This window comes from Rhodococcus sp. AB351 (genome assembly GCF_049538275.1).
Taxonomy (GTDB): domain Bacteria; phylum Actinomycetota; class Actinomycetes; order Mycobacteriales; family Mycobacteriaceae; genus Rhodococcus.
Map to the genome: position 1 here is coordinate 248444 of NZ_JBMVFW010000004.1, position 14744 is coordinate 263187.

A 14744-nucleotide genomic window follows, 5' to 3' on the forward strand; every position below is an offset into this window, starting at 1 on the left:
GAAAGGCGCCGGTCCTCGAAGGACCGGCGCCTTTCTCGTCGGATACGGAGTGGGTCAGGCGGCTCCGCCGTCGAGCGCGCGTGCCATCTGCGCCTCGAGGCGCGCGACGAGCGTCTCGTCCGGCGCCTCGCCGCAGGCCGCGAGCCAGTTCGCGAGCATCCGGTGACCGCCCTGGGTGAGCACCGACTCGGGGTGGAACTGCACACCGTGGATCGGCAGCTCGGCGTGACGCAAGGCCATGACGATGCCGGTCTCCGTGTGGCCGGTGGGCTCGAGTTCGGCGGGCATGGTCTCGGGCAGCACGGTCAGCGAGTGGTAGCGGGTCGCCGTGAACGGGTTGGGCAGACCCGCAAGAACTCCGGCACCGTTGTGGCGGACCAGGCTGGTCTTGCCGTGCAGCAACTCGGGGGCGCGGTCGACGATCGCGCCGAACGCGACACCGATGGACTGGTGGCCGAGGCACACACCGAGCAGCGGCGTGCTGCTGTCGGCACATGCCTTGACCAGGTCGATGCTCGCTCCGGCGCGTTCGGGTGTGCCCGGACCGGGGCTGAGGAGGATGCCGTCGTACTCCTTCGCGACCCGCGCGAGAGCACCCGGTGCGGTGAGCCGCTCGTCGTCGTTGCGCCACACGTCGGCCGTCGTTCCGAGCTGCCCCAGATACTGGACCAGGTTGAAGACGAAGCTGTCGTAGTTGTCGACGACGAGAATGCGCATGAGACGAGGGTACTCAGTGGTCGGTAGAGGGCGACCCGCCCGGTGTCCGATTCGGGCAATGGACCCCGGCACGTCTCAACGCGCGGACGAACTACCGGTGTAGGCGGGGACCGACAGATCCTCCGACGCCTGCTGCGTGTATCCGAGTTGATAACGGGCCGCGTACTGCTTGTAGATGCGGATACCGGGTTCGGCGTCGAGCGCGGCCTGCAAGCGTGCCGGGTCGCCGAGTGCGGTGACGACGTAGGGCGGTGAGTAGGTGCGTCCGTGCAGCAGCAGCGTGTTGCCGATGCAACGCGGTGCCGACGTCGCGACGATCCGCTGGTCCTGCATGGCCACGGCCTCGGCACCGCCGGCCCACATCGCGTTGAGCACGCTCTGCACGTCCTGCTGGTGCACGACGAGATCATCGGGTGAGGCACCGGACGGATAGCGCCCGTTGGCGTCGCGGGGCGCGTCGGTGAGGGTGACCGTCACGCCCGGCCCGCTCCGGGCCACGAGTCCGGCCGGGTCCTCGATCGCGGACAGGTCGTCGAGCACTGCGGCGACGTCCTCGTCGTTCACCGCGGCACGGTCCTGGAGTTCGTCGATGCGGGCGGTGAGATCGTCGCGGCTGGCGGCCAGTTCGTCGGCCTTCTCCTGCGCGGCACGAACGAGATCGGACAGTCGCGGGGAGTCGCCGGCGCGCAGTTCGTCACCCTCGGACACTCCGCGGGTGGTGCCCACGAGCAGACCGGCCACGAGGCACACGACGAGGGTCGCGACACCCCACACGGGCGCGCGCAGTCGTCGTTCCGACACGTCGTACCTCCGATCCTGGCCTTACGTTAGCGTGATCTCAACAGGTAGTTGACCGACCACTCCATCCGTAAGCGACGGGTGGAGACGTGAGAACGAGGACACCATGCCCAAGTCGAAGGTTCGCAAGAAGGACGTCTCCGCGACCCGGACGGTGAGCCGCACACCGGTGAAGGTCAAGGGCACGCCGTCGAGCACGTTGTACGTGACGGTGATGCTCGCCCTGATGGTCATCGGGCTGCTGTGGCTGATCGTCTACTACCTCGCGGCCGAGCAGATCACGTGGATGAACGATCTCGGCGCCTGGAACTTCCTGATCGGGTTCGGGTTCATGGTGGTCGGTCTGATCATGACGATGAACTGGCGCTGACCCCACCCACGTTCGGGTTACACCGATGTTATTCATCCCCACCTGGGGATAACACTGTGCACAACCCCGCGGCAGGTCCCCGGGGAACGGATCGGAAGAGGACGCAGATGCCCGACGACACACCGCCGCGGTGGGCGACACCGCCCGCCGCGATCGCGGCGTTGTCGGTCGCCGGTATCGCCCTCGCCGTGACGGCCGCCGTCGCGGTTCCCGACGCGGCCGGTCGCGTGCTGGTGGGGTTCGCGGCGCTGCTCGTCCTCGTGACGGTCGCGCTCGCATTGCGGCAGCGGCCGCGCCTCGAGGTGCTACCGGACGGGGCAGGGATCGCGACGATGCGGCTGACGGGTCGTCGCGAGTTCCCGCGCGCGGCGTTGCACCGCGTGCGGATCGTCGAGTACCCGCGCTTCGGGCGGCGCGTGCCGATGCTCGAGGTCGACACGATCGACCCCGCGACCGGCACGGAGAACCTGATGATCTTCGGCCGGTGGGATCTGGGCACCGACCCGAGGAACGTGCACGCCGCGCTGGCGGTGCGCGATCTCGCGCCCGATCAGACGCCCAGCTGATCGCGTAGCCGCACCACGGCGAACACGATCGCAAGCAGCGTCACCACCACGATCGCGACCAGCGCGATCCAGCCGGTGCGCACGATGCGGTCCCGGTCGGTGCCGGCACCGAGATACTGCGGGGCGTAGAGCAGGGCCGCGGTCGCGGCGGCACCGGCGACGAGACCACCCAGGTGACCCCACAGGGAGATGCCCGGGATGGTGATGCTGATTATCACGTTGAGGCCGACGATGGTCAGCACGGGTGCCGGGCTGCGACGCAGGCGCAGCAGGATGACGGCCTGTGCGCCGAGCAGACCGAAGACCGCTCCCGACGCACCGGCGGTGACCGCTCCGGTCTCCATGAACATGACCGCGGCGGACCCGCCGAGGATCGACACGAGGTAGACCGAGAGGTACCGGGCGCGCCCGAGCACGAGTTCGGTGTCGCGGCCGATCACCCACAGTGCGAACATGTTGACGGCCAGGTGGACCAGACCGAAGTGCAGGAAGCCACTGCCGAGGATCCGGATGTACTCGCCGTGCGCGGCGATGATGGGCGGCCACAGCGCCCAGTCGAGGAACAACGCCGAGCCCTGCTCGTTGGTCATCACGCTGCCCGACTGCGCGGCGGTGATGCCGAAGACGAGCACGTTCAACGCGATGAGCACGTACGTCACGATCGGCGAGGGCCGATCGGAGCGGACGGGTGCGCCCGCGATAGTGCGGGCCTGCGGTGTCGACCGTTCGGCCGCGGCGACACAGTCGACGCAGTGCTGTCCGACCGAGGCGGGGCGCAGGCACTCGGGGCACGCGGGCCGGCCGCAGCGGGAGCAGGCGAGCAGGGTCGGGCGGTCGGGATGGCGAACGCACCGCGGCTGAGGCTGCGGGCCACCACCCTCGGCCGCGGAGCCCCAGCCGGGGTTCGTCATGGGAACTCTCTCAGGAGATGGTGATGCTGTTGATCACGACGTCGTCGACCGGGCGATCGGCGCGGTCGGTGGCGGTGGTCGCGATCGCGTCGACGACCTTCTTCGACTCGGCGTCGACGACCTCACCGAAGATGGTGTGGCGACGGTTGAGGTGCGGGGTCGGGCCGACGGTGATGAAGAACTGCGAGCCGTTGGTGCCCGGACCGGCGTTCGCCATCGCGAGCAGGTAGCCGCGGTCGAACTGCAGCTCGGGGTGGAACTCGTCGCCGAACTGGTAGCCCGGACCGCCACGGCCGGTGCCGGTGGGGTCGCCACCCTGGATCATGAAGCCGTCGATGACGCGATGGAAGACCGCGCCGTCGTAGAACGGACCGCTGGTCTCGCCCTTGGCGTTCTGGGTCTTGTACTCCTTGGTGCCCTGAGCGAGGCCGACGAAGTTCTCGACCGTCTTCGGCGCGTGGTTGCCGAAGAGGGCAATCGCGATGTCGCCGCGGTTCGTGTGAAGCGTGGCCGTTGCTGTCTGATGCGGTGAAGTCACCCCACCATGGTGCCATTGCCCGCTTCCCGGGCAGGGCAGGCGGCGCGGGACACGCTCCTCCGGTCACGACCGCAGGTCCCGGGTGGTGTGGAAGAGTGGACGCATGAGCAAGCTGATTCATGCCGAGACCGACGACGTGTGGCTTCCGGCATTCGTGCGACGCCACGACGAATCCGGCAATCTCGCGGGTGCTCTCCGCGTGGCCGGCGAGGGTGCGGTAGCGCTCGCGCAGGGCTCGAGTGCGGCCGGACTGTTCGCAGCGCGCAAGGGTCTGGACGTCGCGGGCGGACTGCTCTCGGTGGTTCGGCGGGCCGCGGCCGAGCGGTGTGCCACGAAGTCGTCCTCGCGGCCGGAGCGCACGGGCAGGCGGGTCGGTCTCGTCGTCGCCGGCGCGGTTGCCGTCGTGGCTGCAGGCGGGGTCGTGTTCTACCGGCGACGCCGTCCGGCTCACCCTCCGATCGCTCCGGAACCGCCGCGTGTGCGGCCGGCAGAATCTGCCGCGACGACGACCGGCGAGGCCGCGTCGACGCCGGTCTCCCCCGAGTCCACCGACACCTCGGAGGCCTGATCGCCGGTCGCGTTGCCGAATTCTCGTTCCGCGGATCGGATCTCGTGGTCCACGATGAGGCGCGCCGCGAGGTAGAGCGCGCCGAGGAAGGTGAGCAGGACGGGGACGAGGGCCAGGAATTCCATGGCCACCTCCGTTCCGATCCGTCGTAGGGATCGGCGAGTGACGGGCGGGGCGCGTCGTCGGTGACGATTCGAGCGTAGGCGCGTCCGGGAGTACCGGCACGTCCCCGACGACCTCCTCGTCAGTGATCTCGTTCACATCCCGACCGCTTCATGATCGACTTGGCCGAATCTGTGATAAGCGACACATCCGGGTGCATACTCACCAGTAGGCACGCGACCCGGAGGCAGTCATGGCAGACAGCGCCGATGATCGAACCCCACAGGTCACCGAGCGGCAGGCTCACAAAGTAACCGAGCGGCAGGCTCGCGAAGTAGCGGAGCAGGCCCGCGAATCCGAGTGGAACAAGCCGTCCTTCGCGAAGGAACTGTTCCTCGGACGGCTCACCCTCGACCTCGTCCACCCCTTCCCGCGACCGACGCCCGACGAGGACTCCCGCACCGAGGAGTTCCTCGCACGCCTACGCGCGGCGTGCAGTGCGATGGACGGCGGCCGCATCGAACGCGACGCGCGGATACCCGACGAATACGTCCGTGAGCTGGCCGAACTCGGCTGCTTCGGCATGAAGATCCCGCAGGAGTACGGCGGCCTCGGCCTGTCGCAGGTCGCCTACAACCGGGCCTTGACGGTCGTCGCCTGCGTGCATCCCAGCATCGGCGCGTTGTTGTCGGCCCATCAGTCGATCGGTGTGCCGGAACCGTTGAAGCTCGCCGGCACCCCCGAGCAGAAGCAACGCTTCCTGCCGCGATGCGCACGCGGCGCCATCTCGGCCTTCCTGCTCACCGAACCCGACGTCGGGTCCGACCCCGCGCGACTCGCGTCCACCGCCACTCCGGTCGAGGACGGCAGCGCCTACGAACTCGAGGGCGTCAAGCTGTGGACGACCAACGGGGTGGTGGCCGAACTGCTCGTCGTCATGGCCCGCATACCGAAGAGCGAGGACCATCGCGGCGGGATCTCCGCTTTCGTCGTGGAAGCGGATTCGCCCGGCATCACCGTCGAGCGCCGGAACTCCTTCATGGGTCTGCGCGGCATCGAGAACGGCGTGACCCGGCTGCACAAGGTGCGGGTTCCGAAGGAGAACCTGATCGGGCGTGAGGGCGACGGGCTGAAGATCGCGTTGACGACGCTCAACGCCGGTCGCCTCGCCATCCCCGCGATGTGTTCGGGTGCCGGGAAGTGGGCGTTGAAGATCGCTCGCGAATGGTCGTCGGAGCGGGTGCAGTGGGGCAAGCCGGTCGGTGAGCACGAGGCCGTCGCCGCGAAGATCTCGTTCATCGCCGCGACCACCTACGCACTCGAGTCCGTCGTGGAACTGTCGGGTCAGATGAACGACGAGCAGCGCAACGACATCCGCATCGAGGCGGCGCTGGCGAAGTTGTGGGCGAGCGAGATGGGATGCCTCATCGCCGACGAGCTGGTGCAGATCCGCGGCGGGCGCGGATACGAGACCGCCGAGTCGCTCGCGGCGCGCGGCGAACGGGCAGTTCCCGCAGAGCAACTCGTCCGCGACCTGCGGATCAACCGGATCTTCGAGGGGTCGAGCGAGATCATGCGTCTGCTCGTCGCCCGCGAGGCGGTCGACGCCCACCTGCGCGCAGCCGGCGAACTTGCCGACCCCGATTCGACGGGCAAGGAGAAGGCGCAGGCCGCGGTACGGGCGAGCGGGTTCTACGTCCGGTGGCTCCCGAAGCTCGTCGCCGGCAAGGGACAACTACCGCGGACCTACAACGAATTCGGTTCACTGGCAACGCATCTGAGGTACATCGAACGCAGCTCGCGCAAGCTCGCCCGCTCGACCTTCTACGGGATGGCCCGCTGGCAGGCCGGACTCGAGAAGCGGGAGAACTTCCTCGGCCGGATCGTCGACATCGGAGGCGAACTATTCGCCGCGACCGCCGTGTGCGTGCGCGCCGAACGGCAACGCGTGGACGGGCATCCGGGAGCCGACGCAGCCTTCGAACTGGCCGACGCCTTCTGCAAGCAGTCGCGGCTGCGCGTGGAGAAGTTGTTCGACGCCCTGTGGACGAACACCGACGCCGAGGACCGGCGCACCGCGGCCGGCGTTCTCGAGGGCAGATACGAGTGGCTCGAGCGCGGCGTGCTCGATCCGAGCGAGGGCACCGGCCCGTGGATCTCCCGCTGGGAACCGGGCCCGTCGACCGAGACGAACGTCGCGCGCCGGATCATCGACACCCGACACTCGGTGTAGTCCCTGCACACGGATCCGGCCCGCACCCCCGGAAGGGAGTGCGGGCCGGATCGGCTGCGGATTCGAAGGAGCGTCAGAAGGCTCCGCAGTTCGACGGTGCGGGCTCACCGCGCAGTCGCGCTTCGATGTACGCGACGGACTCGGGCAGCCCGCCGATCATCGGCACCGCGTGGTTGATGATGAAACCGGGCAGGATCGGCGGCGTCGTGTTGGGCAGGAACTGCACCGTCGCGCCCTTGTCGCACCAGTCCAGCGCCAGCTGACGGCCCTGACCGTAGGGGACGGTGTCGTCCTGTGTGCCGTGCTGGAGCAGGACGGGCACGGCCGGCGTGCGGTTGCCGATGCGCTGCTCCGCGAGGATCTTCTGGACCTGCGGCAGGCGGTCGAGCACCACGTCGAGGGGCTCACCCGTGCGGGTGTAGTCGCCGGTGCGCTGGAACGCGAAGTTCGCGACCGTCTCCGGGACGCACTGGTTCGCCACGGCAGCGAGCATCTCGCGGCCGCGATCGCTGACCTCGGCGTCGATCTCGTCGCGGATCTCCGGGTAGGCGTCGGCCAGGCCGTTGATCGTGTACCCGATGGCACCGGTGAGCAGCGTGCCGTCGATCTGCTTCAGCGTGGCCACCAGGTCGGCGGGCGGAGCACCCACGTAGGCACCGACGAGGTTCAGTTCGGGGGCGTACTCGGGAGCGAGCTCTGCCGCAGCGCCCGACGCGCCGCCGCCCTGCGAGTAACCGAACAGGCCGACCGGGCTGTTCTCCGTCACCGACGCGTTCTCGAGCTTCAGTGCCGCACGCACCGAGTCGAGCACCGCGTGGGCCTCGGCGGCGCGATTCACGTAGGTGTGGTGCCCCGGCGTACCGAGACCGTCGTAGTCGGTGACGACCACGGCGATGCCGCGCAGCAGCAGCGCGTTGATCGACAGCACCTCGTATTCGGTGAAGAAGTCGAGGGGCGGGTTGTAGTTCACGAGCGCCCCGAGATTGCGGGACGGTGCGCACTGGTCACCCTGACCGTGGGTGCCGATGGCCAGCGCGACGAGCGGACGGTCGCCGGGACCGTTCCACGGCGTCGACGGCTCGATGTAGGTGCCGCTCACCGCGTTGGGCGCGCCCTTGGCGTCGTTGCTGCGATACAGCAGTTTGGTGCCCTGACCGGGGAAGACGCCGTCGGCGACCGGCGCGCGCAGCGCCAGATCGGACGGTGCCGTGCGCAGGACGTCGCCGGGGGCACCCGTCGGCAGCGGTTCGGGCGGGAGATAGAAGTCCGTTTCGGCTCCCGCTGTCGTCGCGGTTCCGAGAAGCCCGCCCACGAGGACCGTCGACGTCACCGCCGCGGCCATCCACTTCCGAGCACGCCCCACCATGTTGTTCCTCCACCTGGATCCACCGGAGCCGTGTGTCCCTCGTCACGGCGGTACGGACTGTAACACGTACTTACCGGAAAGTAAGATCGGCACTTCCCTCCCTGTCTGCCACAATCGTTCTTCGCGCCCGAAGCGGTGCATTTGTCCGGCGCACCCGGAGCGAGTCGGGTCCTCGGCAGCAAGACGGACGAGCAGCCTCTCGAGGAAGGGAAGACATGGCAATCGGTGTCGGCCTCCGGATCGGGCGAGTCGTGTCCACGGCGGTCATCGCATCCAACGAACCCGGCACTCCCGACCCTGTCGTCCTCGCCCGCGACTCCGTCCTGCACGTCGACCACGACGGCAACACGTCGCTCGGCAGCGTGGCGCACGGGGACGAAGCGCGCACGATCGCGGGCTTCCTCACGCGGGTCGGCGACGCCTCGGGCATCACCGCGAGCGACGGTCGCATGTACCGCGCCGAGGACGCGATGGCCACCGCCATCCACTGCCTGCTGCGGGAGTGCCACCCACTGCCGACCTTCGGTGGCATGGACCGCGACAGCGATCCCGGCTACGCCGCGACCTACCCGTCGCACTGGGATCCGCACACCATCGCGACATTGCGCGCGGCCCTGGACTACGCGGATCTGCGCCACGTCGACCTCGTGTCCGACGCGCAGGCGGCCGCCGCCTGGTACGCCTCCGAGATATCCGAGACCCCAGGACAGCTCGTGGGGGTCTTCCATCTCGACGACGGCGGCTCGACCGTCACCCTCGTACGTTCGGGCGTGCCCGCCGGCAAGGCCTACCGCACCCCCGCTCAGGGCGCTCCGTCCCCGGCGGCCCAACTCGCCACGGCCCTCGGATCGTTCGGCTGGATGCCGGACAATCTCGAGGCCGTCGTCGTCATGGGCGACGGTCTCGTCGCCCGCGACCGCACCCACATCCAGGAGATCGCGAACAGCCTCGCCACGAAGCTCACGGTGCGCAGCCTCGTCGGGCCGGGCCCGGAGCAGACCGCGGCGCTCGGCGCGGCAATCCTCGCGGCCGGGTTCACCCCGGCGCGGGAGACCAACAAGACCCGGATCGGACTACCACCCTCCTACGACGAAACCGACGTTCTCACCGGTGGTCTCGCGCGACTGCGGGAACTCGAGGAGCGGCGTGTCGAGGCCGAGGGCGTCGCGGACGTGCGCGGCGCCGCGGAGGAGTCCGCGCCCGTTCCCGTTCTCACCGCCGACACCGAGGAAGAGAGCAGCAGCGGCGGCAACACGAGAACGGTGGTCGTCGGGGTCGTCGCCGTTCTCGTGTTGATCGCGCTCGTCGTCGGCGTGCTGCTCTGACTACTGCCCCGCTCGCTCCGCGGGGGCACGATCGGGAGTGGGTACCGCGGCGAGCGCGGCCGCGTCCTCGTCGCCGAAACGTTCCTCGAGCACCGCGGGAGCGTAATCGAGGTCGATCTCCTCGAGCGGACGTCCGCGCGCGGATTCGATTGCGCCGAGCCGCCTCTGGGCCCGGTCCGCCGCGTAGGAGATGAACTCGTCGTTGTCGAGACCGTAGGGCTGTTCGTCGAACTGCTCGTTCTGCCACTGGATCATGCCGGTCGCGAGGGGAAGCAGTTCCTCCATCCGCTGCAGCACGACGTTCCAGTTCGAATCGTCCGCTGCCACATGCCGTCTGCAGGTGAACGTGCCCCAGGCCATGTGCCGTCGCTCGTCGGAGCCGATGCGCCGGATGATCTCCTGCATGCCCGGCAGGATCCCGAACTTCGTGCACACCTTCTGCCACGCGTAGTACCCCGTCAGCGCGAGGCTGCCCTCGATGACGTGGTTGTAGGTGACGCTCGCGCGGACCTGGTTGGCCGGCGACGGATCGCTCTCGAGGATGCGCAGGCTGTGCGGTAGTTCCTCGTAGAACAGCTTCCGGTAGTAGGGATTCTCGGCGACGAAGGGATGCAGGTCGGACGTCAGTCCCACGGTATCCATCCAGCGACGGAACACCTGGACGTGCTTGGCCTCCTCGTAACAGAACTGCGTCAGGTACATCTCGTCGCCCAGCCGCCCTTCCACCTCCATCGCGCGGAGGAACGGGAGGATGTCCTGCGTGACGGCCTCCTCACCGGCGACGAACAACGCGACCAGATAGGTCGAACTGCGGCGCTGCTCGGAGTTGAGCGAGGCCCAGTCGTCGGCGTCGTGGGAGAAGTCGATGTCCATCGGGTCCCAATGTGCTGCGTTGCCCTTCGCGAACAGACGCAGCGGGAAGGCGTCCCAATTCAGACCGCCTTCCCGCAGCGACGCGAAGCCTTGACGTATCTGTGTAATCTCGGTCACACAATCGAGGCTAGACCTCGATTCCACATCCGTCGCGGACTTGTCTCAGACACCCAGCAGGACGTCACCGGGATAGCCGTCGGGACCGAAACCCGGCGGGAGGAGGAAGACGGCCGACCCGATCGGGGTGATCCACGGATTCAGCGCGTCGTGTTCGGCGAGGCGCTGCTGCACCGGGACGAACTGACGCTCCACGTCCACCTGGTAGGCGGCGAACAACAGTCCGGCGCCGTCCTGGTCGTCGTAGTTGTACCCCCGTCGCAGGAACTGCTCGTCGCCCGTGCGGGGACGCGCCCGCGCGACGTGCGATTCCGGTGGGATCACCGGGATGCCGAACCGGTCGGTCGCCTCGAAGTCGGCATCGTCGTGCTCCTCCGAGCCCGTCAGCGGAGCACCGTTCGACAGTCGCCGGCCGACGGCGAGTTCCCGAGCGGGACGGTCCAGCTCGTCCCAGGTGTCGAGTTCCATGCGGATCCGGCGTAACACGAGCGAGGTGCCACCGGCCATCCACGGCGGGTCGCCCGGATTCCACACCTGCCGGTCGAAGTCCGGGCTGTGCGGCGCGGGATTGACGGTGCCGTCGACCTGCCCCATGAGGTTGCGCATCGTCGTCCCGTCGGGTCGCGTGCCGGCCGCACGCCGGAATCCGCGCTGGATCCAACGGACCGTCGCCACCGATCGCACACTCTTGGTGAGTGTGCGGACCGCGTGCGAGACGGTCACCGGGTCGTCGGCGCAGACCTGCAACAGCAGGTCGCCGCCCGACCATCGTTCCTCGAGCCGGTCGATCGGGAAGGCCGGCAGCGGCTTCAGCCACGCGGGTCGCCGGTCGGTCAGGCCCGCGGCGTCGAAGACCGCGGGACCGTAGCCGACGGTGACCGTCAGCCGGGCCGGGTCGACGGCGAGTTCGGGTTCGGTGTCACCCAACGCCGGTGTCCCGGTGGTGAGCCGCCGGGCGTCCTCGGCCCACACCCGCATGATCCCGACGAGCCCGTCACGATCGACACCCTCGGCGAGGTCCAGTGCCACGAACGACGCGAACGACTGCGCGGAGGTGTCGATACCGGCCTGATGAGCGCCGTGGATCTCCACGGTCCGCGCGCCGATCGGTTCGGGGATGCGGGACGCGACCGCCGTCCCACCTCCGACCGCGCCGAGTCCCGCGGCACCCAGTGCTGCGACACCGCCCCCGAGCAACGCGCGTCGGGTGAACCTAGCCATCGTGCGCCGCTCCGTCGGCCGGCACGTATTCCTCCTGCGCTCCGGCGAAGTCGCGGACCTGGGCGGTGAACTCCTCGGTGGAACCGTCCGCGAACTCGAGCGTGAAGCTCACCGTGCTGCCGGGCCTCAGAGGTTCGGCGAGGTCCATGAGCATGAGGTGATCACCGCCGGGAGCGAGGGTGTGGGTGGTCCCGGCAGGAACGACGAGCCCGTCGCCCATCTCCTGCATGACCATCGAGGTGCCCTCCGCGGACACCATCTCGTGAAGTTCGGTGGAGGCGGACGAGGGGCTGGACGCGCCCACGATGTGCACGTCGCCGCTTCCGGTGTTCTCGATCTCGGCGAAGGCTCCGGTCATCCCGGTGTCGGAGGCCTTCACCCAGGCATCGGCGACGACGACGGCATCCGCCGAGGTCGTGGTGGTCTCGGATCCGCAGGCGGTTGCGAACAGTGCGGTGGCGACGGCGACGCTCGCGGTGCAGAGCAGGGTCTTCTTCATGATTCTCCGTGGATCGGTGGCGGCATACGGGCACGCCGAACGAACGGTCGTCGAGAGACGACCGAATGAGGGACCTAGCGGAGAACTGCGGGTGGCCCGCGACTTCCCACCCCGCCGACGAGCAGGACCCCCGGGCCCACACGGGGCCGGTGGGCGATGCGGGTGGGTTCCGTGACGGCCACGGGCAGCGCGCGGAACAGCTCGGGGACCATCCGGTGCAAGGCCGCGAGCGCCACCTCGCAGCCCTTCTCGGCGCCGCGCAGGAGCAGAGCCGCCACGGCGACCGCGGCGACGTGGGCGACGAGCATCCCGGCTGTCGGGGTGTGCAGATGGCCGTCGTGCAGTCCGAGCACGAGGTGCCCTGTCACCTGAGCGAGGACGAGGAGCAGCGGCACCGGAAGGCGGGTCTCCGCGGCGAGCAGACCGGAGGCGACAGCCGAACCGGCGAGGAACACCAGCACGTCCTGATGCGGCACGGCACCGCCCGCGACGGCGTGCGCGGCGATGCTCAGGGTGACCGATATTGCGCCCACGAAGACCGCGCGCATGCGCCTCACGGTCTCCACGTCGACGGCCATGGGGTCAGAATACTTCTCTCACCTGCAATTACTACCTAATGTAGTAACAGTCACATAAAGATGCCGACAGCATGTCGGTAAGATATCGACGTGCCGTCGAGAAGATCGGGGGTACCTGTCCGGTCCAGCCCACGAAGGACTCCGCATGTTTCTTGCCCTGCGCGAACTGTGGTTCGCGCGTACCCGCTTCCTGTTGATGGGCGCCGTCGTCGCGCTCATCTCGATCCTCATGGTCATCCTGTCCGGCCTGTCGTCCGGCCTCGTCGTCGACGGTGTCTCCGCCCTGCAGCGCACACCCGTCCAGGCGTTCGCCTTCGCCGAGGGGACCAAGACCGACTCCGCGTTCTCCCGATCCGTGGTCACGGAGGACCAGGCCGACGCCTGGCGTGCCCGCCCGGACGTCGCCCGGGCCGAACTGTTCGGCAACACCATCGTCAACGCCAAGACCGACAGTGGGGTCCCCGTCGACCTCACCCTGTTCGGCATCCGGCCGGGCTCGTTTCTCGAACCCTCGGTCGCCGAGGGGACACCGATCGGCGGTGACACCGACGTCGTCCTCAGCGACAGCGCCCGCGACACCGGCGTCGAACTCGGCGACACCATCGTCATCGATCGTCTCGGCACCCGGTTGACCGTCGTCGGCTTCACCTCCGACAAGCGCACCTTCGGACACGTCGACGTCGCCTACCTGCCACTGAACACCTGGCAGGAGATCCACGCCGGCGTCCGCCTCGGTGAGCAGGTCCCCCCGAGCGCGTACACCGAAGCCAGCGTGGTCGCGATCGAGGGCCTCGGCGGAACGCTGCCCGACCTCGCCGCCGGCGACACCGAGGCCGGTACGGCCGCGAAGACCCTCGAGGAATCGTTCGACGCCTCCCCCGGCTACAGCGCCGAGATGATGACGATGTCGATGATCATCGCGTTCCTCTACGCGATCTCCGCCCTCGTCGTCGGAGCGTTCTTCACGATCTGGACGGTGCAGCGCAGCCGGGAGATCGCCGTGCTCCGCGCGATGGGTGCCTCCACCGGCTTCCTCCTGCGCGACTCGCTCCTGCAGGCCGTGATCGTGCTCGTCGGCTCCGTGGCCGTCGGCGTACTCATCGGACTCGGTCTCGGATCGGGCCTCGAAGGCAGCGGCATGCCGTTCGTCCTCGAGACCGGGCCGATCGTGCAGGGCGCCGTCCTGCTCGTCGTCCTCGGCCTCGTCGGCGCCGCCCTCGCCGTGACCCGCATCGTCCGCGTCGACCCGCTCGCAGCACTGGGAGAGAATCGATGACCGTCACCACCACGGGTCTGGACCTGGCCGACGTCTGTCTGTCCTTCGGCGACGGTGACAGCACGGTCCACGCCCTCGACCACGTCGACCTGGATGTCGCGCCGGGCGAACTCGTCGCGATCGTCGGCCCGTCCGGCGCCGGCAAGTCGAGCCTGCTGGCGGTCGCGGGCGGCCTGAGCCGACCCACCTCCGGCACCGTGAAGGTCGACGGGATCGACCTGACCGAGCTCGACCGGAAGGCCACCACGAAGCTGCGGCGCGAACGCATCGGTTTCGTGTTCCAGTCCGGCAACCTCCTCCCCGCCCTCACGGCGCGCGATCAACTGCTCCTCGTCGAGAAGATCACCGGACGGCCCGGGCGGAACCCCGCCGAACTGCTCGCCTCGGTGGGCATGGAGCACCGCGCCGACCGTCGTCCGGGACAGCTCTCGGGCGGTGAGCGTCAGCGGGTCGGCATCGCACGTGCTCTGATGGCCGAACCGTCGCTGCTGCTCGTCGACGAACCCACCGCGGCCCTCGATCGCACACGCAGCCACGAGGTCGTCGAACTGCTGGCACGGGAAACCCACACCAGCGGAGTGGCTACGATCATGGTCACCCACGACCACGAAGTCCTGCGGCACTGCGACCGCGTGCTGGAGATGGTCGACGGAAGACTTCGACCACACGACTGAGTGATCGACACC

16 protein-coding genes are annotated in these 14744 nt (G+C 68.8%); 7 read left to right on the top strand and 9 right to left on the bottom strand.

Going from position 1 to position 14744, the window contains the following annotated elements; all coding sequences use genetic code 11:
• Positions 1-54: 54 nt before the first annotated feature.
• The gene (locus tag ACPCXD_RS11675; RefSeq protein WP_423659653.1) at positions 55-717 is read right to left on the bottom strand and encodes an aminodeoxychorismate/anthranilate synthase component II; all 663 of its coding nucleotides are present in this window, start codon (positions 715-717) and stop codon (positions 55-57) included.
• Between the two features lie 75 nt (positions 718-792).
• Positions 793-1518, bottom strand: coding sequence for a DUF881 domain-containing protein (locus ACPCXD_RS11680; protein ID WP_160877053.1), 726 nt, complete (start codon positions 1516-1518; stop codon positions 793-795).
• A gap of 103 nt (positions 1519-1621) precedes the next feature.
• Here ACPCXD_RS11680 and crgA point away from each other — a divergent pair, with 103 nt between their 5' ends.
• Positions 1622-1885, top strand: a complete 264-nt coding sequence (gene crgA / locus ACPCXD_RS11685) for a cell division protein CrgA (RefSeq protein ID WP_006550938.1) — start codon at positions 1622-1624, stop codon at positions 1883-1885.
• 107 nt (positions 1886-1992) lie between these two features.
• Complete coding sequence (locus ACPCXD_RS11690; protein WP_160877055.1) at positions 1993-2451, top strand: PH domain-containing protein; 459 nt, start codon at positions 1993-1995, stop codon at positions 2449-2451.
• On the opposite strand, the gene ACPCXD_RS11695 is transcribed toward ACPCXD_RS11690, so the two are convergent.
• Positions 2436-3362: a rhomboid family intramembrane serine protease gene (locus tag ACPCXD_RS11695; protein WP_160877057.1), complete on the bottom strand. Its 927-nt coding sequence runs from the start codon at positions 3360-3362 to the stop codon at positions 2436-2438. The two genes, ACPCXD_RS11690 and ACPCXD_RS11695, sit on opposite strands and share 16 nt — an antisense overlap.
• A 10-nt stretch (positions 3363-3372) precedes the next feature.
• A complete protein-coding gene (locus ACPCXD_RS11700) occupies positions 3373-3900 on the bottom strand; it encodes a peptidylprolyl isomerase (protein WP_016691095.1) in 528 nt (175 codons plus the stop codon).
• Between the two features lie 103 nt (positions 3901-4003).
• Here ACPCXD_RS11700 and ACPCXD_RS11705 point away from each other — a divergent pair, with 103 nt between their 5' ends.
• Both ACPCXD_RS11705 and ACPCXD_RS11710 read left to right on the top strand, forming a co-directional pair.
• The gene (locus ACPCXD_RS11705) at positions 4004-4468 is read left to right on the top strand and encodes a hypothetical protein (protein WP_423659657.1); all 465 of its coding nucleotides are present in this window, start codon (positions 4004-4006) and stop codon (positions 4466-4468) included.
• Positions 4469-4823: 355 nt separating this feature from the next.
• Positions 4824-6803 carry an acyl-CoA dehydrogenase family protein gene (locus ACPCXD_RS11710; RefSeq protein WP_423659659.1) on the top strand — a complete coding sequence of 660 codons (1980 nt, stop codon included), beginning with the start codon at positions 4824-4826 and terminating at the stop codon, positions 6801-6803.
• A 73-nt stretch (positions 6804-6876) separates the two neighbouring features.
• Here ACPCXD_RS11710 and ACPCXD_RS11715 read toward each other — a convergent pair whose 3' ends face one another.
• A complete protein-coding gene (locus tag ACPCXD_RS11715) occupies positions 6877-8169 on the bottom strand; it encodes a lipase family protein (protein ID WP_160877061.1) in 1293 nt (430 codons plus the stop codon).
• A gap of 215 nt (positions 8170-8384) precedes the next feature.
• Between ACPCXD_RS11715 and ACPCXD_RS11720 the strand changes: the two genes are divergently transcribed.
• A complete protein-coding gene (locus ACPCXD_RS11720) occupies positions 8385-9494 on the top strand; it encodes a DUF7159 family protein (protein ID WP_120280959.1) in 1110 nt (369 codons plus the stop codon).
• Here ACPCXD_RS11720 and ACPCXD_RS11725 read toward each other — a convergent pair whose 3' ends face one another.
• The 4 genes from ACPCXD_RS11725 to ACPCXD_RS11740 all read right to left on the bottom strand — a co-directional run bounded on the left by ACPCXD_RS11725 (position 9495) and on the right by ACPCXD_RS11740 (position 12782).
• Positions 9495-10484, bottom strand: a complete 990-nt coding sequence (locus tag ACPCXD_RS11725) for a R2-like ligand-binding oxidase (RefSeq protein ID WP_423659661.1) — start codon at positions 10482-10484, stop codon at positions 9495-9497.
• A 45-nt stretch (positions 10485-10529) separates the two neighbouring features.
• Positions 10530-11705, bottom strand: a complete 1176-nt coding sequence (locus tag ACPCXD_RS11730; RefSeq protein ID WP_423659663.1) for a Dyp-type peroxidase — start codon at positions 11703-11705, stop codon at positions 10530-10532.
• The gene (locus tag ACPCXD_RS11735) at positions 11698-12204 is read right to left on the bottom strand and encodes a copper chaperone PCu(A)C domain-containing protein (protein WP_160877065.1); all 507 of its coding nucleotides are present in this window, start codon (positions 12202-12204) and stop codon (positions 11698-11700) included. Before ACPCXD_RS11735 ends, ACPCXD_RS11730 begins: the two co-directional genes overlap by 8 nt.
• 74 nt (positions 12205-12278) lie before the next feature.
• Positions 12279-12782, bottom strand: coding sequence for a hypothetical protein (locus ACPCXD_RS11740; protein WP_160877067.1), 504 nt, complete (start codon positions 12780-12782; stop codon positions 12279-12281).
• Between the two features lie 145 nt (positions 12783-12927).
• Between ACPCXD_RS11740 and ACPCXD_RS11745 the strand changes: the two genes are divergently transcribed.
• Both ACPCXD_RS11745 and ACPCXD_RS11750 read left to right on the top strand, forming a co-directional pair.
• Entirely contained in the window at positions 12928-14058 is a 1131-nt protein-coding gene (locus tag ACPCXD_RS11745) for an ABC transporter permease (RefSeq protein ID WP_423659664.1), read from the top strand.
• Positions 14055-14732 carry an ABC transporter ATP-binding protein gene (locus ACPCXD_RS11750; protein ID WP_423659666.1) on the top strand — a complete coding sequence of 226 codons (678 nt, stop codon included), beginning with the start codon at positions 14055-14057 and terminating at the stop codon, positions 14730-14732. The genes ACPCXD_RS11745 and ACPCXD_RS11750 overlap by 4 nt, the downstream gene beginning before the upstream one ends.
• Positions 14733-14744 lie beyond the last annotated feature (12 nt).